15 protein-coding genes are annotated in these 19,917 nt (G+C 64.4%); 6 read left to right on the forward strand and 9 right to left on the reverse strand.

From position 1 onward, the window contains the following. Nucleotides 1-59 precede the first annotated feature (59 nt). From KTJ89_RS15315 to KTJ89_RS15330, 4 genes are all read right to left on the reverse strand, one after another. Entirely contained in the window at nucleotides 60-1,895 is a 1,836-nt protein-coding gene (locus KTJ89_RS15315; protein ID WP_259358359.1) for a dipeptide ABC transporter ATP-binding protein, read from the reverse strand. Continuing rightward, entirely contained in the window at nucleotides 1,892-2,953 is a 1,062-nt protein-coding gene (locus KTJ89_RS15320; protein ID WP_259358360.1) for an ABC transporter permease, read from the reverse strand. The genes KTJ89_RS15315 and KTJ89_RS15320 overlap by 4 nt, the downstream gene beginning before the upstream one ends. Next, a complete protein-coding gene (locus KTJ89_RS15325; RefSeq protein WP_139469086.1) occupies nucleotides 2,953-4,044 on the reverse strand; it encodes an ABC transporter permease in 1,092 nt (363 codons plus the stop codon). Before KTJ89_RS15325 ends, KTJ89_RS15320 begins: the two co-directional genes overlap by 1 nt. A 141-nt stretch (nucleotides 4,045-4,185) precedes the next feature. Beyond that, nucleotides 4,186-5,820 (reverse strand): ABC transporter substrate-binding protein, encoded by a 1,635-nt coding sequence (locus KTJ89_RS15330; protein WP_259358361.1) that lies wholly within the window; start codon nucleotides 5,818-5,820, stop codon nucleotides 4,186-4,188. 420 nt (nucleotides 5,821-6,240) lie between these two features. Between KTJ89_RS15330 and KTJ89_RS15335 the strand changes: the two genes are divergently transcribed. Then, nucleotides 6,241-7,779 (forward strand): alanine/glycine:cation symporter family protein, encoded by a 1,539-nt coding sequence (locus KTJ89_RS15335; protein WP_139469084.1) that lies wholly within the window; start codon nucleotides 6,241-6,243, stop codon nucleotides 7,777-7,779. A gap of 382 nt (nucleotides 7,780-8,161) precedes the next feature. Here the strand turns inward: KTJ89_RS15335 and fbaA are convergent, their stop codons facing one another. Beyond that, a complete protein-coding gene (gene fbaA / locus KTJ89_RS15340; RefSeq protein WP_139469083.1) occupies nucleotides 8,162-9,187 on the reverse strand; it encodes a class II fructose-bisphosphate aldolase in 1,026 nt (341 codons plus the stop codon). 218 nt (nucleotides 9,188-9,405) lie between these two features. Between fbaA and KTJ89_RS15345 the strand changes: the two genes are divergently transcribed. Then, complete coding sequence (locus tag KTJ89_RS15345) at nucleotides 9,406-10,728, forward strand: MFS transporter (protein WP_259358362.1); 1,323 nt, start codon at nucleotides 9,406-9,408, stop codon at nucleotides 10,726-10,728. A gap of 36 nt (nucleotides 10,729-10,764) precedes the next feature. On the opposite strand, the gene KTJ89_RS15350 is transcribed toward KTJ89_RS15345, so the two are convergent. Further along, complete coding sequence (locus KTJ89_RS15350) at nucleotides 10,765-11,253, reverse strand: SRPBCC family protein (protein ID WP_172171885.1); 489 nt, start codon at nucleotides 11,251-11,253, stop codon at nucleotides 10,765-10,767. Nucleotides 11,254-11,284: 31 nt separating this feature from the next. Further along, nucleotides 11,285-11,626 (reverse strand): ArsR/SmtB family transcription factor, encoded by a 342-nt coding sequence (locus tag KTJ89_RS15355; RefSeq protein WP_259358363.1) that lies wholly within the window; start codon nucleotides 11,624-11,626, stop codon nucleotides 11,285-11,287. 101 nt (nucleotides 11,627-11,727) lie between these two features. Between KTJ89_RS15355 and KTJ89_RS15360 the strand changes: the two genes are divergently transcribed. The 3 genes from KTJ89_RS15360 to KTJ89_RS15370 are packed head-to-tail and all read left to right on the forward strand — an operon-like array spanning nucleotide 11,728 to nucleotide 15,040. Further along, entirely contained in the window at nucleotides 11,728-12,372 is a 645-nt protein-coding gene (locus KTJ89_RS15360) for a TetR/AcrR family transcriptional regulator (protein ID WP_172171889.1), read from the forward strand. Next, the gene (locus tag KTJ89_RS15365; RefSeq protein WP_259358364.1) at nucleotides 12,369-13,307 is read left to right on the forward strand and encodes an ABC transporter ATP-binding protein; all 939 of its coding nucleotides are present in this window, start codon (nucleotides 12,369-12,371) and stop codon (nucleotides 13,305-13,307) included. Before KTJ89_RS15360 ends, KTJ89_RS15365 begins: the two co-directional genes overlap by 4 nt. Then, complete coding sequence (locus tag KTJ89_RS15370) at nucleotides 13,304-15,040, forward strand: ABC transporter permease (protein ID WP_259358365.1); 1,737 nt, start codon at nucleotides 13,304-13,306, stop codon at nucleotides 15,038-15,040. The genes KTJ89_RS15365 and KTJ89_RS15370 overlap by 4 nt, the downstream gene beginning before the upstream one ends. Here the strand turns inward: KTJ89_RS15370 and KTJ89_RS15375 are convergent. Then, the gene (locus tag KTJ89_RS15375) at nucleotides 15,030-17,321 is read right to left on the reverse strand and encodes a helix-turn-helix transcriptional regulator (RefSeq protein WP_259358366.1); all 2,292 of its coding nucleotides are present in this window, start codon (nucleotides 17,319-17,321) and stop codon (nucleotides 15,030-15,032) included. The genes KTJ89_RS15370 and KTJ89_RS15375 overlap by 11 nt on opposite strands. 267 nt (nucleotides 17,322-17,588) lie before the next feature. On the opposite strand from KTJ89_RS15375, the gene KTJ89_RS15380 reads away from it, so the two are divergent. After that, nucleotides 17,589-18,794 carry a lipid II:glycine glycyltransferase FemX gene (locus tag KTJ89_RS15380; RefSeq protein ID WP_259358367.1) on the forward strand — a complete coding sequence of 402 codons (1,206 nt, stop codon included), beginning with the start codon at nucleotides 17,589-17,591 and terminating at the stop codon, nucleotides 18,792-18,794. Between the two features lie 48 nt (nucleotides 18,795-18,842). Here the strand turns inward: KTJ89_RS15380 and KTJ89_RS15385 are convergent, their stop codons facing one another. Beyond that, nucleotides 18,843-19,877 carry an ATP-grasp domain-containing protein gene (locus KTJ89_RS15385; RefSeq protein ID WP_259358368.1) on the reverse strand — a complete coding sequence of 345 codons (1,035 nt, stop codon included), beginning with the start codon at nucleotides 19,875-19,877 and terminating at the stop codon, nucleotides 18,843-18,845. Between the last annotated feature and the right edge of the window lie 40 nt (nucleotides 19,878-19,917).

A 19,917-nucleotide genomic window follows, 5' to 3' on the forward strand; every position in this document is an offset into this window, starting at 1 on the left:
CAGTCCAACTATTGGGGACCACTCCAGCGCGAGGTTGCTGCGCCGCCGTCAGGTAGTAATTAGGGGGTTGGGCGGAGGGTTCTTGCCAGCTCGCGGCGCTTCGCCTGCTCCTTCGGGTCCGGGACCGGCAGTGAGGCGATGAGGCGTTTCGTGTAGTCCTCCTGCGGCGCACCGAGCACCTGCTCACCCGTGCCCTCTTCGAGCAGCTCGCCGTGGAAGAGCACCCCGATGCGGTCGGAGAGCATATCGACCACGGCGAGGTCGTGGCTGATAAACAGGGCCGCGAAGTCGAAGCGGTTCTGCAGCTCGACGAAGAGCTCGAGCACCTTCGCCTGCACGGACACATCGAGCGCCGAGGTCGGCTCGTCGGCGATGAGCAGCTCCGGATCGAGCGCCAGTCCGCGCGCCAGGGACGCCCTCTGCCGCTGACCGCCGGAGAGCTCATGCGGATACCGCGCCGCATACGCCTTCGGCAGCTGCACAGAATCGAGGAGTTCGGCCACTCGCTGCGACCGGTCGTTCGCACTCATCTCCCGGCGATGGATCGCGAACGGTTCGGCGATGCACTCCCCGATCGACAGATGAGGATTGAACGAGGCCGCCGGGTCCTGGAACACGAACCCGATCCGTCGCCGGATCTTCGAGAACTCACGCTCCTTGAACCCGACCATCTCGTGCCCGAGGACGGAGAGGCTGCCGCCGCTGGCCCTGGTCAGGCCCGCAATCGCGCGTCCGATCGTCGTCTTGCCCGACCCCGACTCACCGACGAGCCCGTAGACTTCGCCGGCCTTGATATCGAAGCTCACCTTCTTCACCGCGTGGAAGTCCGACTTGCCGATCCCGCCCGGATAGACGATATCGAGCTCGCGCGCGGTCACGATCGATTCGCGTGCGTCCCCGTCCTTCGCCGAGGCGGCTCCCTCCTTCGCCGAGGCACCCCCGTCCGACGTCTCCCCCGCCGAGGCACCCCCGTCCGACGTCTCCCCCGCCGAGGCGACCCCACCCGAGGCCTCCCCCGTCGAGTCAGTGCGCGCTGAGGCGGCGGCCGCCTTGCGGCTTCCGGCCACGGTCGACCCGATCCGCGGCACCGCGGCGAGGAGTTCGCGCGTGTACTGCTCCTGCGGATCGTTGAAGAGCTGCTCGACGGTCGAGACTTCGACGAGGTCGCCGCGCAGCATCACGGCCACTCGATCGGCGAGGTCGGCGACGACGCCCATGTTGTGGGTGATGAGAACGATGGCAGTGCCCGTCTCGTCTCGCAGATCGCGCAGCAGGTCGAGGATCTCTGCCTGCACGGTGACGTCGAGTGCGGTGGTGGGCTCGTCGGCGACGATGAGCTTCGCCCCGAGAGCGAGGGCCATGGCGATGACGATGCGCTGCTTCTGCCCGCCCGAGAACTGGTGCGGGTAGTAGTCGAAACGGCTTTCGGCATCGGGGATCCCGACCTGCCGCATGGCCTTGACTACGCGCGCCTTGAGGTCGGCCTTGTTCGCCTTCCTATCGTGCGCGCGCAGACCTTCGGCAATCTGCCACCCGACCGTGAAGACGGGGTTGAGCGCCGTCGACGGCTCCTGGAAGACCATCGCCACATCCCGGCCGCGCATGGCCCGCAGCTCATCGGCGGAGACGCTGAGCACGTTCGCGCCGGAGATGACGATGGCCCCGGTTCGCTGCGCCGTCTCGGGAAGCAGACCGAGGATGGATCGGGCGGTCACGGTCTTGCCGGACCCCGACTCACCCACAATCGCCAGCACCTCACCGGGCGAGACGCTCAGCGACACGTCCTTGACCGCGTGGACGTCCCCGCCGTCGGTGGAGAAGGTGACGTCGAGCCTGTCGACATCGAGGATGCTGCCCGTCGCCGAGGCGGTCCGCTCGTGTTTCTGCTTGCTCATGCCGTGACCTCCGCGGGCTTGACGTTCTTGACCTTGGCTTTGCGTCGCACGCGCAGACGCGGGTCGTTGAGGTCGTTCATCGACTCACCGACCAAGGTGATTCCCAGCACCGTGAGCACGATGGCCACGCCCGGGAACACCGCCGTCCACCACACACCGGAGGTGACGTCCGGCAGTGCCTTGTTGAGGTCGTATCCCCATTCCGACGCCGAAGTGGGTTCGATTCCGAAGCCCAGGAACCCGAGTCCGGCCAAGGTCAGAATCGCCTCGGACGAGTTGAGTGTGAAGATCAGCGGCAGGGTCCGAGTAGCATTGCGGAAGATGTGCTTGGAGATGATCCGCGTCTTCGAGGCGCCGAGGACGATCGCCGATTCGACGAACGGTTCGGCCTTCAGCCGCAGCGTCTCGGCACGGACGACGCGGAAGTACTGCGGGATGAAGACGACCGTGATCGAGAATGCGGCCGCGGCGATGCCGCCCCACGCACTCGACTGACCGCCGGAGATCGCAATCGACATGACCAGCGCCAGCAGCAGGGTCGGGAAGGCGTAGACGGCATCGGCGATGACGACGAGGATGCGGTCGAGCCATCCGCCGATGTAGCCGGAGACGAGACCGAGGATGACACCGGCGAAGATCGACATGACCACGGCCACGACGATGACGGCCACTGCGGTCTGGGCGCCCCAGACGACACGGGAGAAGACATCGTAGCCGCCGACGGTCGTGCCCCAGATATGGGTGCCGCCGGGTGGCAGCTTCGACCCGAAGTTGCCCTCGGAGGTGCCCAGCTGGTTGAAACCGTACGGGGCGATGAGCGGAGCGAAGATCGCGCAGATGAGCACGATTCCGCACAGCACGAGGCCGGTGATGAGCATTCCGCGCTGCAGCCCCACGGACTGGCGCAGATGCGAGATGATCGGCAGGCGGGAGAACCAGGACTTCTTGGCCCGGTCGTCGAACGCCACTGCCGGTATTCCGGAGCCGGGAGCCTCCTCGGCGAAGGTCTGGGCCTCTTCAGCCGGGCCCTGGTTCTGCGGGTTGTCTGGAGTGGACATCAGTACCTCACTCTCGGGTCGATGAACGCGGCGATGACGTCGACGAGGAAGTTCGTGACCGCGACGATGACGGCGAGGAACACGACGATTCCCTGCACTGCCACGAAGTCACGGGCGGTCAGGTACTCGGCGAGTTTGAAACCGAGTCCCTTCCACTCGAACGTCGTCTCGGTGAGCACGGCGCCGGCGAGCATGAGCGCGATCTGCATACCCATGACCGTGATGATCGGGATCAGCGCTGGACGGTACGCATGCTTGGTGACCAGGCGGTATTCGGAGATTCCGCGGGATCGACCGGAGTCGACGTACTGCTGCTCGAGCGTGCCGATGAGGTTCGTGCGCACGAGCCGGAGGAACACTCCGGCGGTGAGCACGCCGAGGGCGATCGCCGGCAGCACCGCATGGGCGAGCACATCGCCGAGGACCGAGAAGTTGCCGATGCGCAGGGCGTCGATGAGGTAGAACCTCGTCGGGCCGACGACACCGGACATGATGTATTCGGTCTCTGTGGTGCCGCGGCCGGCGACGGGCAGGATCGGCAGGAAGACGCCGAAGACGAGCTTGAGGATCATGCCCGCGAAGAACACCGGGGTCGCATAGCCGAGGATCGCGAGCACACGCAGTGCCGCGTCGGGGGCCTTGTCGCGGTGGTAGGCGGCGAGCATGCCCAGCGGGATGCCGAGGATGAACGCGACGATGAGCGCGTAGAAGACGAGTTCGACGGTCGCTGCTCCGTAGTTGAGCAGGATCGACGAGACCGGCTGCCCGTCGGAGACCGCTGTGCCGAAGTCGCCCTTGAGCAGATTGCCCAAGTATTCGAAGTACTGGACGAGGATGGGCCGGTCGTAGCCGGCGGCGTGGACGCGCTCGGCCAGTTGGGCCTTCGTCAGGCGTCCTCCCAACGCTGCGGTGATCGGGTCACCGGTGATGCGCATGAGGAAGAACACCAGAGTGGTGAGAATGAAGATGGTGGGAATGATGAGCAGGAAGCGGATGAGGACATAACGTCCCAGACCGCCTCCCGAGGGCTTCTTGACCGCGACCGAAGTCTCGGCGGCCTCAGCCCCTGGTTCGCTGATGGCAGCAGACATGTGTTCCTTATGGGATGTGTTTCGATGCGCGAGCGGCAAGAGACAGCTCGGCGAGGTTCACTGCAGGTGTACGGATCTCACCGCGGACGCGCCACGAGGTGCAGGCGGCCTGATCGGCTCACCTGCACCTCGTGTGGGTGATCACTTGCTCAGCAGTGCCAGACGGAACTGGAAAGCGGGGTCGAGGGTGTCGTCGACGCCCTTGACGTCCTTGCCGGACACGGCGATCTGGTTGCCCTGCAGCAGCGGCAGGGTCGGCAGTTCGTCGGCCAGCTCACCCTGGATCTTCTTCAGGGCATCTTCGCGCTTGCCCTTATCAGCGATCGAGGACTGAGCGTTGAGCTCCTTGTTCATCGCCTCGTCACGGTAGTGGTTGGCGAGGAACGACGGAGTCTCATCCGTGTCATAGAAGAACGGCATGAGGTAGTTGTCGGCATCCGAGTAGTCCGGGAACCAGCCCAGCTGGTACATCGGGTAGACGTCGTCGGTGCGGTCCTTCGAGTACTGGACCCACTCGGTCGACTGCAGCTTGACGTTGAACAGCCCGGTCTTGTCCAGCTGGTCCTTGACCAGGGCGTACTCATCGCCTGAGGAGGGGCCGTAGTGGTCAGGGTTGTACTGGAGCTTGAGCTCGACCGGGGTCTTGACTCCGGCGTCCTTGAGCGCCTTCTTCGCCTTCTCGACGTCGGCGCCGCCCTTGCCGTCGCCGTATTCGGACTTCAGCGGTTCGTCGGAGCCGGGAAGCCCGTCGGGCACGTGCGAGTACAGCGGAGTGAAGGTGTCCTTGTAGACCTGGCTGGCGATCGCCTGACGGTCGACGGAGTCGGCCATGGCCTGGCGGACAGCGAGCGCCTTCTTCTCGTCGGCGTCATCGGTCTTCGCGCCGAAGGGCATCGTGTCGTAGTTGAACACGATGTACCGGATCTCGCCACCGGGACCCTTGTGGACCTTGAGGTCCTCGTTCTTGCCGAGGTCCTCGACGTCGGTGGCCGAGAGCGAACGCCACGCGACGTCGATGGTGTTCTCCTGGACGTCGAGCTTCATGTTGTTCGCGTCCGAGTAGTACTTCATCTGCACGGTCTCGGTCTTCGCCGGCTCGATGAAGCCCTTGTAGTCCGGGTTCGCCTTGTAGGTGATCAGCTCGTTGAACTTGAAGCCGTCGATCGTGTACGGGCCGGCGAAGGCCTTGCCGTCGACGATCTCCTGGTCCTTCGTGACCTTGTCGGCCGAGAATACGTCTTTATCGACGATCGGGCCGGCGGCGCTGGCCAGGACTCCGGGCCAGGTCTGGTCGTTCTTGCGCTTGAGGTTGAAGACGACGGTCTTCTCATCCGGGGTCTCCACGGACTTCAGGCCGCCGAGCAGCGAAGAGGGCCCGTTGGGATCCTGGATCTTCAGCTGACGATCGAAGGAGAACTTCACGTCCGAGGAGGTCAGTTCGTTGCCGTTGGCGTACTTGAGTCCGTCCTTGAGCTTGACCTCGTACTTCGTCGGCTCGGTGAAGTCAGCGGACTCGGCGATCGAAGGGTTGAGCTCGGCCGTACCCGGCTTGTAGGCGAGGATGTACGGGTAGATCTGCTGCTCGACGAGGGAGCTTCCGTTGTCGTACGCGGCGGCCGGATCCAACGCCACAACCTTGTCCGTGGTTCCGACCGTGAGCATTCCGCCTTTGTCGTCCCCGCCGCCGCCTCCGGTCGTCGAGGTCGAGCAGGCGGAGAGGAGCAGAGCGCCGGCCGCAGCGATGGCCACGGCCTTTGCGCCAGTTCGTCGTTTCATGGTGTTCCTGTCTTTCACAAGTGCTCTTCGTGTCTTCTTTGCTCGAAGAGATCCGCACCACATCTTACGGTTCCCGTCCCAAATAGTGAACTGACGCACATGAAGTGATCCAGTTCGCAACGACTTCGCAACAATTCGCCGAGGCGGCCCTGCTCGCCACAGCGAAACTTCCCTTGCCGGGACAGCCGGGGCACTCCCCGCCGTCACCCCACATCACGCCCACAACCGCCGCGAACCGCTCCCAGCCGCAGCCCATCCAACGGCCGCGACTTCGGCGGCGCACCGGGGAGCCGCCTCGGCGAATTCGATTTGCGTCACCGATGACAATCGGTTTCACTTATGAGGTGCATCACAGAGAAAACACAGGTCCTTCACTGTTTCGATGCTCAGAAACCCCTGCCCCCCTCTGATTGGAAAAGCGTGTCCGCAGTCCTTGATTGGCTCAACGGAATCATCTGGTCCTCCGCCCTCGTGTACCTCTGCCTCGGTGCCGGCGTGTACTTCACGATCCGCTCCCGAGCCGTCCAGATCCGACAGATCAAAGCGATCTTCACGCAGATGTTCCGCGGGAAGAGCTCGAACGAGGGCGTCTCCTCCTTCCAAGCTCTCGCGATGTCGTTGGCCGGTCGCGTCGGCGTGGGCAACATCGCCGGTGTCGCCACCGCAATCGGCTTCGGCGGACCTGGCGCGGTGGTGTGGATGTGGATCTCCGCGCTGCTAGGAGCCTCAACGTCCTATGTCGAGTCGACTCTCGGCCAGGTCTTCAAGGAACAGGACCCCAAGAGCGGCGAATACCGCGGCGGACCGGCTTTCTACATCGAGAAGGCCTACCGGCACACGAAGGCCAAGGGCCTGTTCAAGGTCTACGGTCTCGTCTTCGCCGCTGTCACGGTTCTCGCGATGAGCTTCATGCTCCCGGGCATCCAGTCGAACGCGATCTCCGGTGCGGTCGAGAACGCGTGGGGAACTCCGACATGGATCACCGCGGTCATCCTCGCGGTCATCATGGGCTTCATCGTCATCGGCGGAGTCAAGCGCATCGCCCACTTCGCCTCACTCGCGGTGCCCTTCATGGCCGTCATCTACATCATTGCGGCGATCGCTGTCACACTCGTCAACGCCGACCAGATCATCCCCGTCTTCCAGCTCGTCTTCACCTCCGCATTCGGCGTCGACGCAGGACCGGACGCGGCCTTCGGCGGCATTCTCGGCATGGCTGTTCAGTGGGGCGTCCAGCGCGGGATCTACTCGAACGAGGCCGGACAGGGCACCGGCCCGCACGCTGCCGCTGCCGCCGAGGTCTCGCACCCGTCGAAGCAGGGACTCGTGCAGGCCGGTTCGATCTACATCGACACCCTCTTCGTGTGCTCAGCGACTGCTTTCATGATCCTCTCCACCGGTATGTACAAGGTCTTCGATGCCGACGGCGAGACCATCATCGGCACAGGACGCGGTCAGATGGCCGAAGCCATCGCTGCAACACCCGGTGAGAAGTGGCCTCAGGCCGGACTCGACACGATGATCTCCGGCTTCGGTGCTGGCTTCATCGCGATCTCGATCTTCCTCTTCGCCCTGACGACGATCGTCGCCTACTACTACATGGCGGAGACGAACCTCGTCTACCTGCTCGGCAAGGCCAAGAGCACATTGGCCCTGACGATCGGCACTCGTGTGCTGCAGGTAGTCATCGTCATCGCGGTGGCCGTGGGCGCGATGTCGACCTCGGGCAGCGCCTGGGCGCTCGGCGACATCGGAGTGGGCCTCATGGCCTGGCTGAATGTGATCGCGATCCTCATCCTCCAGCAGCCGGCGTTCAAGCTCCTGCGCGACTTCGAACGCCAGACCAAGCTCGGCCTGGATCCGGTGTTCGAGCCCGAGAAGATCGGCGTGCGCAATGCCGACTTCTGGGATCAGCGCGTGGCTCGCCTCAAGGCCGGCGAGGCGGTGCCGGAAGGCTGATGCCCCTCCCGATCGGGCTGCCGGCCGTACGGCAAGCAGCCCGATCGGGAGGCAGATCGTTCGGCTGACGCCTCGTCCGCCGAACCGAGGGACAGACTGCGAGGCCCGGGACAATGGCGTCCCGGGCCTCGTGCCATTCACAGTGGAATCTCGCCGAGAAACGGGCTGAGTGTCGAGACACGGGTGTGCGCGTGCGTTTCTCGACACTCAGCCCGTTTCTCGACGGTTCAGCATGCGCAGCACCCCCACAAAGCGGCCGCCGCCCTGAATCGGGCGACGGCCGCTGTCGGTTCGCGGGGCAGACTCTGTTGCCCTCCGGCTCACCAGCCGAGCTGGCCGCGCTGGCTAAGCTGGCTGCGCTGGCCCAGCCGACTGAGCCGGCTCACTTCTTCAGGCTGGTGCCTGCCGAGCCGAGGTTCTGGCAGGCTTCGACGATGCGTTCGGCCATGCCCTTCTCTGCGGCCTTGCCGTAGGAGCGCGGGTCGTAGAGCTTCTTGTCGCCGACCTCGCCGTCGATCTTGAGCACTCCGTCGTAGTTGCGGAACATGTGCTCGACGACGGGGCGGGTGAAGGCGTACTGGGTATCCGTGTCGATGTTCATCTTCACGACTCCGTGGCGGACCGCCTCGGCGATCTCTTCTGCACTCGAACCCGAGCCGCCGTGGAAGACAAGGTCGAAGGGAGCCTTCTTGCCGACCTCGGCCCCGACCTTCTCCTGGATCTCACCGAGGAGTTCGGGACGCAGCTTCACATTGCCGGGCTTGTACACGCCGTGGACGTTTCCGAAGGTCAGAGCCGTGAGGTAGCGGCCCTTCTCGCCGGTACCCAGCGCTCGTGCGGTGGCCAGCCCGTCCTCGACGGTGGTGTAGAGCTTGTCGTTGATCTCGTTCTCGACGCCGTCCTCTTCGCCGCCGACGACGCCGACCTCGATCTCGAGGATCGAGTGCGCTGCCGTCGAGAGCTCGAGCAGCTCCTCGGCGAGAGTGAGGTTCTCGTCGAGCGGAACGGCGGAACCGTCCCACATATGCGACTGGAAGTAGGGATCGCCGCCGTTCTTCACGCGCTCGGTCGACGCGGCCAGCAGGGGCTTGACCCAGGCTTCGACGGCGTCCTTCGGGGCGTGGTCGGTGTGCAGCGCGATGTTGACGTCGTAGCTCTTGGCCACTTCGGCGGCGAAGACGGAGAACGCGATGGCGCCCCGCACGCGGTCCTTGACCGTCGGGCCGGACATGTATTCGGCACCGCCCGTGGAGATCTGCACGATGCCGTCGGATCCGGCCTCGGCGAACCCGCGGATGGCGGCGTTGATCGTCTGCGAGGAGGTGCAGTTGATCGCGGGGTAGGCGAAGCCCTGGGTCTTCGCGCGGTCGATCATCTCGGCATACACTTCGGGGCTGGCGATGGGCATACATGCTCCTTGGTCGGGGTCGGCCGTTTCTGCTGCCACCAGCCTACTCGTTCCGCCCCGCCCATGGCAGGAGGTCCCAACGGCGGCCTCACCGAGGATGCTCTCTCCTGGCACCGATCGTGGACGAATCCGGGAACGCAATTTCGGATCCTGCTGCCGAGGAGGCCCGACCCTAGCTCAGACCTCGCTTCGGACGCTGCATTCAGTACAGTGGCCTCATGGCCTCGACGCTGACTCCGCCCGGTTCGGGCAATCGCCTGCGCATCTTCAATTGGGCTCTGTGGGACTGGGGCTCGGCGTCCTTCAACGCCGTGATCATCACCTTCGTCTTCGCCCCGTATCTGACGAAGTCCGTCGCCGCCACCGAGGAGGCCGGATCCTCGGCATTGGGCTGGTCGATGGCTGCGGCCGGCTTCGTCATCGCTGTCGTCGCCCCGGCCGCCGGCACCCGGGCCGACGCCGGGGGTCGGCATCGCCTGTGGCTGGGCGTGCACACCGCGATCGTCGTGCTCACGATGTTCGGACTGTTCTTCGTCCGCGACTCCCCCGACTATCTGTGGCTGGGTCTTCTGCTCTTGGCCGTCGGCAGCGTCTTCTTCGAATTCGCCGAGGTGTCCTACAACGGTATCATGGTCCGGATCACCAACCCCGACAACGTCGGCAAGGTCTCCGGATTCGGCTGGGGCATGGGATACGTCGGAGGGCTGGTCCTCCTCGTCATCCTCCTCGTCCTCGTCATCCAACCCGAGGTCGGCTTCCTCGGCGCCAGCGACAAGGAGGGACTCCGGTTCCGCATCGTCGCGGTCCTGTCCGCCGTGTGGTTTGCGATCTTCGCGATCCCCGCTCTGTTCTCGGCACCAGGCGCGAAGGTCAAGGGCACTTCGGGTGGGCACCCAATCCGAGCATTCATCGCCGACTACGCCGCACTCGTGCGCCGTCTGATCCGGATGTGGTCGACCGAGCATCAGACGCTGCGGTTCTTCATCGCCTCGGCGGTCTTCCGGGACGGTCTGGCCGCGATCTTCTCGTTCGCGGGCGTCCTCGCCGCCGGCAGCTACGGGTTCTCCGCCTCCCAGATCATCATCCTCGGCGTGGCCGCGAACGTCGCCGCCGGTGCCGGGGCGATGATCGCCGGGTGGTTCGATGATCGGCTCGGACCGAAACCCGTCATCATCGCCGGTCTCATCGTCATCATCCTCGGCGGACTGCCGATCCTCTTCAGCGCCGAGGCGGCCGTGTTCTGGGTCTGTGCCCTGATACTCAGCTTCTGCGTCGGTCCGGTCCAGGCCTCGAGCCGGTCGTTCCTCGCCCGCATCACTCCGCCGGAGTCGGCCGGGGAGAACTTCGGCCTCTACGCCACGACCGGAAGGGCCGTGAGCTTCCTGGGCCCGGCGATGTTCGCCCTGGCGATCACGGTCTTCGGCTTCCAGCGGGCAGGAACGCTGGGCATCCTCATTGTTCTGGCGGTCGGCCTGGCGCTCATCATTCCCGTCCGACCCGACGCCCCGGCCCACTCCATGCAGGCCCGCGAGGAAAGCTGAAGCATTGCGGAGAGGCCGGGCGCCGGCCGCACCGGCTCACTGCCGAGCGAGCAGATCGTCGATCTGGTTGATCGCTCCGGTCGAGCCTTCGATGACACCCATCTCCAACACGGTGCGCAGTCCCTCAGCCGAGTCGAAGACCGATTCGTAGGTGGCACGAGTCCCGGTCTCGGTCGCTTCGAAGCGGTAGATGCAGCTGCTTCCCGGCATCGATTCGACGACGCTGAAGTCCTCATCGGCGAAGTAGTCGCGGAACTCCAGGCGCGCGGGACGGTCGACGGCGGTCAGTTCCCACAATCCGCAGAACTTCTCGCCCTCCGGGCTCGTCATGAAGTATGTGACTCTGCCGCCGGGCTCGAGCGAATGGTCGACGACCGTGGCCGGATACGTCGGCGGACCCCAAATCTGCTCGAGCTGGCGGGGATCGGCATAAACTTCCCACACCCGTTCGCGCGGCGCCGCGAACTCGGCGACGATCGTCAGCGTCAGTGTCTCTTCGTCATGAAATGTGTCGATGACCGGCATGGCTGCTCCTTAAGCATTGCGGTGGTTTGCTTCACGACCCGGCCTGTTCGTCCCCGGCCAGAAGGTCGTCGATTCTGTGCACTCGGTCGACCCACTGGTCTTCGAGTTCGGCGAGCATGCTCCTGATGGTGCGAAGCGGACCCACCTCTGCGTGAGCGATCTGCTGCTTTCCGACTCGTCGCTTCGTCACCAGTCCTGCACGTTCGAGGACCGCGACGTGCTTCTGCACTGCGGCGAAGCTCATGTCGTAGTCGGCGGCCAGATCGGTCACCGAAAGCCCTTCTCCTGCGACTCGGCGTACGATATCGCGCCGGGTGCGGTCGGCCAATGCTTGGAACAGCGCATCCGCCTCGTCATCGAGAAGTCCTTTCATGCGATCAATCATACAACCAAATGGTTGTATGTAAATAGGTGCAGGCAAAGATTCTCGCGACCCGTTGACATTCGACATTGAACACGCGTTTAATATTAAACATGCGTTCAACGAACCCCGATTCCAACTCGCGCCGCTCTCCCAACACCTCTCCGGAGACTGCCGAGAAGATCCTCTCTGCCGCCGTCGCGGAGTTCGCCCGCCGCGGGTTCACGAAGACGACGGTCCGCGGCATCGCCGCTGCCGCCGAGGTCTCCCCCGGCCTGGTCATCCACCATTTCGGGTCGAAGGACGCGTTGCGCAGTGCGTGTGATGAACACGTATTCGAGCGAATCGCTGAGTCGAAGGCGGCGAACGCCGGCTACGCCACCATGGCAGTGCAGATGATGTTCGACGACCCCGAGATGTCCACTGCTGTGGACTACCTCGTCAAGTCCCTGCTCGACCCCAGCGAGCATGGCCAGCGCTACTTCGACCACTACGTCGACCTCGTCGAGTCCTATATCACCGAAGGATTCGCCGGCTACACCTTTCGACAGAGCGAGGATTCTCGTGGACAGGCGGCGACCATCGCGGTCATGGCCCTGGCCCCCTCCCTGCTCGAGCACCGCCTGCATTCGGTCCTCGGCACCGATGACACCACCGCAATGATGACCCGACTCGCCCCGCATCTGCTCGACCTCTACCTGCACGGTGCCCTCGAGTCAGTCCCCGACAACTCTCAACCAGGAGATGAGGAACCATGAGCACATTGACCCGTCCCCGCCGCACCGACGACGGCCGCGCATCCGCCTCGGCGGCGATCTCGATGCGGGACGTCGTGAAATCGTACGGACGCGTCCGCGCCCTCGATGGTCTCGACCTCGAGGTCGCCCGCGGCGAGGTCCACGGCTTCCTCGGCCCCAACGGCGCCGGCAAGTCGACGACGATCCGGATTCTGCTCGGAATCCTGCGACACAACTCGGGTACGGTGCGCCTCCTCGGCGAGGATCCCTGGTCGAAGGCGGTGACCCTGCACCGCCGCCTGGCCTATGTTCCCGGCGATGTGGAGCTGTGGCCGGGACTGACCGGCGGTGAGGCGATCGACCTGTTCGCCCGGTTGCGCGGAGGGGTGGACAGGCGTCGTCGCGATGAGCTCATCGAGCGGTTCGACCTCGACCCGCGGAAGAAGGGCCGGACCTATTCGAAGGGCAACCGGCAGAAGGTCGCACTCATCTCAGCTCTGGCCTCGGACGTCGAACTGCTGCTCCTCGACGAGCCGACGGCCGGACTCGACCCGCTTATGGAAGCGGTGTTCCAGGACTGCATCCGTGAGGCGAAGGACGCCGGTCGCACGGTGCTGCTCTCCAGCCACATCCTCGCCCAGGTCGAAGCCCTGGCCGATCGGGTGTCGATCATCCGCTCGGGTCGCATCGTCGAGACGGGGACCCTGTCCGAGCTGCGGCACCTGTCGCGGACGACGATCACCGTCGGGCTCGAACACGATGTGCCCGCCCTGTCCGAGATGACCGGAGTCCACGACCTCGTCCGCGAAGGTTCGCGACTGCATTTCAGCGCCGATACGGCGCAGCTGCCCCGTATCATGCGGGCGCTCGGCGAACACGATGTCGAATCGCTCACCGCGACCCCGCCGACCCTCGAGCAGCTGCTACTGCGTCACTACGGCAAGGAGGAGTCATGAATCTGCTGGCCGCATACACGGACGACGGGGATCGCACTGTCCACGGAGGCCACGGGAACTCACCGCGAACCGGGCATCATCATGGTGCACATGAACGTGTTCGGCGTGGCCGCCTCGGCGAGGGAAACCTGGCAGGGTTGGGGAATCTGCTGAGATTCATGCTGCGGCGGGACCGCCTGTGGCTGCCGGTCTGGGTGCTTGCTCTCTCTGCGCTCACCGCGTACTTCGCTAATGCGATCGCCGTGGTCATGGATTCGGATTCGCTGCAGGCGATGACGGCGTTCGCGAAGAATCCGGTGATGGCGCTCATCACGGGGCCAGGTTACGGGCTCGACCAGGTGACGATTCCGCGGTTCATCGTCGGCATGTACGGGGTGTTCCTCATGATCGGGGCGGCTCTGATGTCGATCCTCACCATCTCCCGCCACACGCGCGCCGAGGAGCAGACGGGGCGGGCCGAACTCGTTCGCGCCGGCGTCACCGGTCGGCACACTCAGCTCATCGCCGCCCTTGCGCTCACGGTGTTCATGAATCTCTTGCTCAGCGCGGGCATGGCTGCGGCGTTCGGATTCTCTCAGGCCGAACCGGATTCGTGGTCGGCGACGATGCTGTTCACGGTCGGAATCGGCGCGGTGGGCTGTGTCTTCGCCGCCGTCACCGCGGTCACTGTGCAGCTGAGCGCGTTCGCCAGGGCCGCCTCGTCGATGGCCGGAGCGGTGCTCGCACTCAGCTTCGTCCTCCGCGGGATCGGTGATATGTCGCACGTGTCCGGGGGTGGCCTCGATTGGCTGTCGTGGCTCTCGCCCTTGGGGTGGGCGCAGCAGACGGCACCGTTCACCCTCGACCGCTGGTGGCCGCTGCTGTACTCGGCTGGTCTGTTCACGGTCCTCGTCGTCGCGGCCGCGATGCTGCAGTCTCGTCGTGACCTGGGTGCCGGAATCGTCGCAGAACGGCTGGGCCGGTCGCAGGCGGGACCGCTGCTGTCGACGCCGCTGGGTCTGGCGCTGCGCCTGCAGGCCTCGAGCCTGATCTGGTGGTCGATGAGCATGCTGGTCATGGGTGTGGTGTTCGGATCGTTCACCGGGCCCATGGACGAAGGAGCGGCGGGGATGCCGCCGGAGATCCTGTCGATCATGGGCGGTCGGTCCGGAATCGTCGACGGCTACCTCGGATACATGGCCCTGTACTTCGCCATCATCGTCGCCGCGTATGCGGTCATCGCCGCTGGTGGGCTGCGGTCGGAGGAGTCCTCTTTCCACACCGAACCGGTGCTCGCGACCGCGGTCTCCCGCAGCGGATGGTTGGCTTCCTGGGCAATGGTGACTCTGGTCGGGGCCGGTTGGCTGATGGGCATGGCCGGCCTCGGTGAAGGGGTGGGTGCCGCGATGTCGATGGACGATTGGTCCCTGGTGTGGCCGACCTTGCTCGGGCATCTCGCGCAGGCGCCGTCGATCTGGGCGCTGCTCGGATTCGCCTACCTGCTCTACGGCCTCGCCCCGCGGCTGATGAGCCTGAGCTGGATCGTCTTCGGCGCCTCGGCGGTGCTCGCCCTCTTCGGCGGGCTGATGCAGCTCGACGACGCGGTCCTCGATCTGTCCTTGTTCACCCATATCGGCCAGTATCCGGCCCAGGATCTCTCCGCCGAGGCGGTGCTGTGGTTGGCAGGGATCGCTGTGGTCCTCGTCGGGGCTGGGATCCTCGGATTCCGAAGGCGGGACCTCGTCACGGCGTGAGGTACCCCAAGGACCGGGCGCGGCTGAGGACGTCCGCCCGGTTCGAAACTCCGAATTTGCGGTAGAGAGCCGAAAGACGGTTCTTCACGGTTCCGGGCACCTGCTGCAGTTCGCCGGCGATCTCGGCAACGGACAGGCCACGTGCCAGCAGGTCGATGAGTTGGGCTTCGCCGACGTTGAGCTGCGGCGCTTCTGCCAGCTCCACGGAGACCGAGCCGATGCGGCGCAGCCGCTCCATAAGCTGCTCCGGTGAAGCGAAGGTCGCGGCGAACTCGTTCGCGGCTTCCGCCCATACGGGCGAGTCGGCTGTGAGGTCGACGAGTCGGCTGCGATCGGTCAGCGGCAGCAGTGCAAGCGGCAGCAGTGAGCTCACCCAGGTCGAGAGACTCACAGCCGTCGTGAAATCACTCTGCGCTGCGGCCTGGTCCCCTGTACGCAGTTTGGCTGCTGCTCGGATGGCGGCGAGTTCTGCGCGGCTGCGCGGGCTGAGCGAACGGTGATAGAACCAGGTATCGGCGCACGCGATCGCCTCGGCGTTGCGACCGGCCACGAGCTTTGAGCGGACGTCGAGGACGATGCGCGCATCACACGCCGGCGAAAGCCTTTCTCGGTCGAGCTCGGCCCACCGCAGCTGACCGAGCGCGATGAAGACCATGCTGCGTCCGAACGCAAGCAGATCCTTCTCAGCGGCGGATAGAACTCCGGAATCGCGATACCGCTCGGCATCATCGTTGACGAAGAGCAACCCGGATTCGGACTTTGCGGACAGCACTGCCAAGGTCCGAGCGATGAGAGGCAGATAGACCCACAATGTTCGCAGCTCGGGGTAAGCGGACAACGCGTCGAATTCCGTCCGAGCGCGTTGCACGTCGAGACGGTCGAGAGCCCGCAGCGCCGCCGCGATACGCAGCGGCGGAGTGACGAGCTCGTCGACGATGCCGCTCGGCCGTGTTGCTGAACGACCTGCGACAGAGCCGGTTCCATCACAGGCTCGGCTGAGCTCGGACGACTCTGCTGCCAATGCGAGATGGATATCGGCTCGTTCACAGTCGCCGCTGACGGCCGAGATGAGAGCTGTCCACGCGATGATTGCCGGCAGCAGGAAGTCGCCGTCGATGTGACCGGCCCGAGCTGGCCCCTCGATCTCATGGAGCAGGGACAGTGCCCGGCGAGACTCGGCTGCATGGTGGAGTGCGATCGCAGTGAGGAGTCGGACGACGGAACGCCCACGCACACTGGGCATCTTCGCCGCGGCACGGATGCCCAATTCTGCGGCATCACGGTGCCGGCCGGAATCGGCGAGACCGATCAGTTGACGAACGGTGTCGATGACATCCACCGGCAATCCGTCCGGCCGGATTTCTCCGCTCCCATCTTCTCCCGGTGCCGAGTCGCCGAGAATCGCCGGCAGTCGTGACCTCAGCAGTCCGGGCCCGGTATGCCTGATCACGGCGGCACGGATGCGTGCCGGATCGGCGGCAGCGGAATCAGCGTCGATGTCCTCGGCGAGTGTTCCGAAGAATTCGAGTCCGGGCCAGTTCGCACGAGTCTTGGGCGGCAGAAGACGAAACGCGGTGCAGGCGGTCCGCGGAGTGAGCAGGAACATCGGTATGCCCACTGCCTCGGTCACTCGCAGCAGCTGGGGCCAGCAGCCGCCGTGTCGGGCCAAGAGCAGCACGTCGCTGAGGAGTTCGGGCTCAATGGCGCCTGCCGATTCCATATGTTCGATGAGCACTTCGAGAAGTGAGGCGACCACCGGCCCCGCATCGGGTGTGGTGGTGAGGTCATATCGCAGCTTGGCCGCGATGAGGGTAGGAACCTGCAGCAGTGAGCCCCGCACCGAATCCTCAACACGAGTGAGCATCCCGCTGGAGTGGAGTCGGATCAGCACTCCTTCGGGGTCGTTGACCCCGATTCCGCCGAGGAGGTCATCAGCCACCGCGGTCAGCGCCCGCACGGCGGTCGGCTCTGACACAGCGCTGAGTTGAGCGAGCACCGAGGCTGCCGCCGTGTCACCGGGTCCCAGCTCCAGGGACAGCCGTGGACACAGTTCGACGACCCAATCGGCGAAGGCAGCAGACTCGGGCTCCACTGTGACGCCGGCGGTGGCTGCGGCACGGAGGACCGCCTCGGCGAAGAGAGCACGACCGGCGCATTCAGTCCACAGCAGGTGGCAGAGCTCGGTGTCGACCGGGCCCACGCCTGAAGATTCGAGTTCGATGATGAAGTCTCCCAGACTGCGGCGAGGATCTTGCGCTTTCCCTTCAGCATTCGAGCTCATGGTCGCCCATCCTTCATCTCGGCGGATCGCACCCGCGTCACGCTCATCGACGTACACGTGAGCTCCCCTCTCAGACGTCCCGCTGTCAACAATCGGATGACCGGCACGCAGCTTGCTGACCTGTCCGGACTCCCAATGTGCCTGTCATCCGTCGGCGATTGTCGACCGACGGGAGCGATATGCGGTCATCCGCCAATGGAGTGCGGATGCACGAAAGCTGCATCGTGATCTCCGGTTGCCCCCTCCGTACCTCCCTACCCTGATTCCATGCATACGGTTGAAACCCTTGAAAGCGCCGATTACCACCGGTTCCTCGAAAATTTCGAGACCGCAAGCTACCAGCAGACTCCGCAATGGGGAGACGCACGCGGCCAGATCTGGGACTATGAGCTGCTGGGTATCCGAGACAATACGGGAGCACTGGTCGCTGCGACGCTCGTCAAGTACAAGAATCTGCCTGGGACTGGGCTCCGATTTGCATATATTCCGCAGGGGCCACTGATCGACTGGGCCGCCCCGGATGCGGTTGAGCAGCTGCACGCCCTGACCTCTCATCTGCGCGCAAAGAACATCTTCGCCGTCAGAATTGCTCCGCCGTTGAAGCTGCGAAGCTGGCATGCCGACACTGTGAAGAAGGGTCTCACGGATCCCGGCGTCGCACGATTCGACGATCTCGCCCCCGACGACACCAATCCTGTCGGAAGTGACATCGTGCGACAGTTGTCACGACTCGGCTGGAAGGAAGTCCGTGGCAACAAGGAAGCCGAAGCCAGCCAGCCCAGATTCAATTTCCATCTCTCGCTGGAAGGCGGCTCAGAGCAGGCCGTCTCTTCACGGATGTCGAAGACGTGGCGAAAGAATATCCGCAAGGCCGACCGCGCGGGAGTGCAAGCGCAGACCGGCGAACTGGCAGATCTCGATGAAGTGCTCGGAATATTGGCGGAGACAGCCGACCGCAACCGTTTCAATGCAAAGCCTCGAAGCTACATAGAGGCAGTCCTGACAACATTGACTGTTGACTTTCCTGGTCGCATCGCATTTGACGTCGCCAGGCACAATGGCGAGGTTCTCGCCGCCGAGGCGACAGCGCAGCTCGGTCGAAGGGTGCAGGGCATCTTTGCCGCAACAAGCACTCTCCGGCCCGAGGTGAGGCCGTCGAATGCCCTCTATTGGGAGATCATCCGTCGTGCCGTCGCAGACGGAGTCGAAGTCATCGATATCGGCGGGGTCCAAGATACCTTGGATCCCGATGTTCCGACTGCGGGTCTGATTCACTTCAAGGCCGGCATGGGAGCCGATGCGCACGAATACATCGGAGTCTGGGATCTGCCGCTGCGACCGCGGATCTACACCGCATTCTCTTCCCTGCTGGCGCTTCGGGACCTGGTCCGATCGGATGCCACGCACAAGATGCGTGACTTCGCCACCCGCCTCGGCGAAAATTCGCACCGGAACGTGAAAGTCGGCAGCTGAGGGCGACGTCATCTCAACCTCACCGAATTCACGTCTGGGTCCTCTTCGTCAACCCGTGACGCGGATGCTCTCATATTTCGCGGAGACGACGTCCAATTCGTATCGGTTCCAGCTCTCACCGATATCAACCCCGAGGACCTGTGCAAGATAGTAGAGAGGCACATCTGCACCGGCGAGGTGGACGAATGGATATCCACCGCCGAATCGAGGGTTGATGTCGATCACGGAAGCCCCACCGAAGTCATCGACGAACACGTCAACGTCGATGAGGCCTGTCAGGTCTGACGCTTCGGCGATCCGCTCAGCGATTCGAGTGAATGGTGCGGGGTCGACGGTCACGGCTTTGTCCGTCTCTCCAGCCCTCATGCGAACCTTGCGGCGCGCCAGCACGCCGCTGAGCATTCCACTGCATGTGAGGCTCCCGATGATGTCGACACCGTATTCGGTTCCCGGGAGCTTCGGCTGCACTGCAACATCATCCCGCGTACCCGAATGCCCACCTGCCGACGGGGCAGAAAGCGCGGCTTCTGTCACCGCCTGGCGGACGTGATCTGCTGAGACCACCCGCAGGCCCGAGGACCCGCTGCCGAATCTGTGCTTGACGACGAACTCGTCGGTCTGGGCACTCAGCTCATCGATTCCTTGGTCATCCGCGCCGCTGACGGTCGCCGGCGTCGGAACCTCGATGGAGGCGAGCATCTTCGCCATCTGCAGCTTGTCTGCGCAGCCGGCCTGCCATGCTGCCGATACTCCCGGCACAAGCACGCCCCTGTCCCGAAGAGAGTTCGCAAGTCTACTATTCACATGGACATGCATGAGCTCGTAGTCGTTCGCCGAAACGAAGATCCTGGGGTCGAATTCGACAACCAGGCGCATCAGCTCTGGACCATAGTCCGGATCATCGTATTTCGGCAGACTCCGGCTGACGTCGCCGTAGGAAGCGGAGGAGCTTGTCGGATCGTTTTCGGCAACGATCACTCGCCCTTCGACGCCAAGTGCGTCGAAAGCCTCGCGAAACCAGTCGATGAGGTACAGACGCCTCCCGGCTGAGCTGATGATGATCGCCTCTGGCTTAGCTGTCATACCGTCCTCCTCGGTCTGGTCTGAGTCTCCCCGGTCACAT

The organism is Brevibacterium sediminis (assembly GCF_024895295.1).
Classification (GTDB): domain Bacteria; phylum Actinomycetota; class Actinomycetes; order Actinomycetales; family Brevibacteriaceae; genus Brevibacterium; species Brevibacterium sediminis.

Bases quoted from the DNA above. Each gene is read 5' to 3' on its own strand.
- KTJ89_RS15315 (WP_259358359.1), bottom strand. From the start codon at position 1,895: ATGAGCAAGCAGAAACACGAGCGGACCGCCTCGGCGACGGGCAGCATC.
- KTJ89_RS15320 (WP_259358360.1), bottom strand. From the start codon at position 2,953: ATGTCCACTCCAGACAACCCGCAGAACCAGGGCCCGGCTGAAGAGGCC.
- KTJ89_RS15325 (WP_139469086.1), bottom strand. From the start codon at position 4,044: ATGTCTGCTGCCATCAGCGAACCAGGGGCTGAGGCCGCCGAGACTTCG.
- KTJ89_RS15330 (WP_259358361.1), bottom strand. From the start codon at position 5,820: ATGAAACGACGAACTGGCGCAAAGGCCGTGGCCATCGCTGCGGCCGGC.
- fbaA (WP_139469083.1), bottom strand. From the start codon at position 9,187: ATGCCCATCGCCAGCCCCGAAGTGTATGCCGAGATGATCGACCGCGCG.
- KTJ89_RS15345 (WP_259358362.1), top strand. From the start codon at position 9,406: ATGGCCTCGACGCTGACTCCGCCCGGTTCGGGCAATCGCCTGCGCATC.
- KTJ89_RS15350 (WP_172171885.1), bottom strand. From the start codon at position 11,253: ATGCCGGTCATCGACACATTTCATGACGAAGAGACACTGACGCTGACG.
- KTJ89_RS15355 (WP_259358363.1), bottom strand. From the start codon at position 11,626: ATGAAAGGACTTCTCGATGACGAGGCGGATGCGCTGTTCCAAGCATTG.
- KTJ89_RS15360 (WP_172171889.1), top strand. From the start codon at position 11,728: ATGCGTTCAACGAACCCCGATTCCAACTCGCGCCGCTCTCCCAACACC.
- KTJ89_RS15365 (WP_259358364.1), top strand. From the start codon at position 12,369: ATGAGCACATTGACCCGTCCCCGCCGCACCGACGACGGCCGCGCATCC.
- KTJ89_RS15370 (WP_259358365.1), top strand. From the start codon at position 13,304: ATGAATCTGCTGGCCGCATACACGGACGACGGGGATCGCACTGTCCAC.
- KTJ89_RS15375 (WP_259358366.1), bottom strand. From the start codon at position 17,321: ATGAGCTCGAATGCTGAAGGGAAAGCGCAAGATCCTCGCCGCAGTCTG.
- KTJ89_RS15380 (WP_259358367.1), top strand. From the start codon at position 17,589: ATGCATACGGTTGAAACCCTTGAAAGCGCCGATTACCACCGGTTCCTC.
- KTJ89_RS15385 (WP_259358368.1), bottom strand. From the start codon at position 19,877: ATGACAGCTAAGCCAGAGGCGATCATCATCAGCTCAGCCGGGAGGCGT.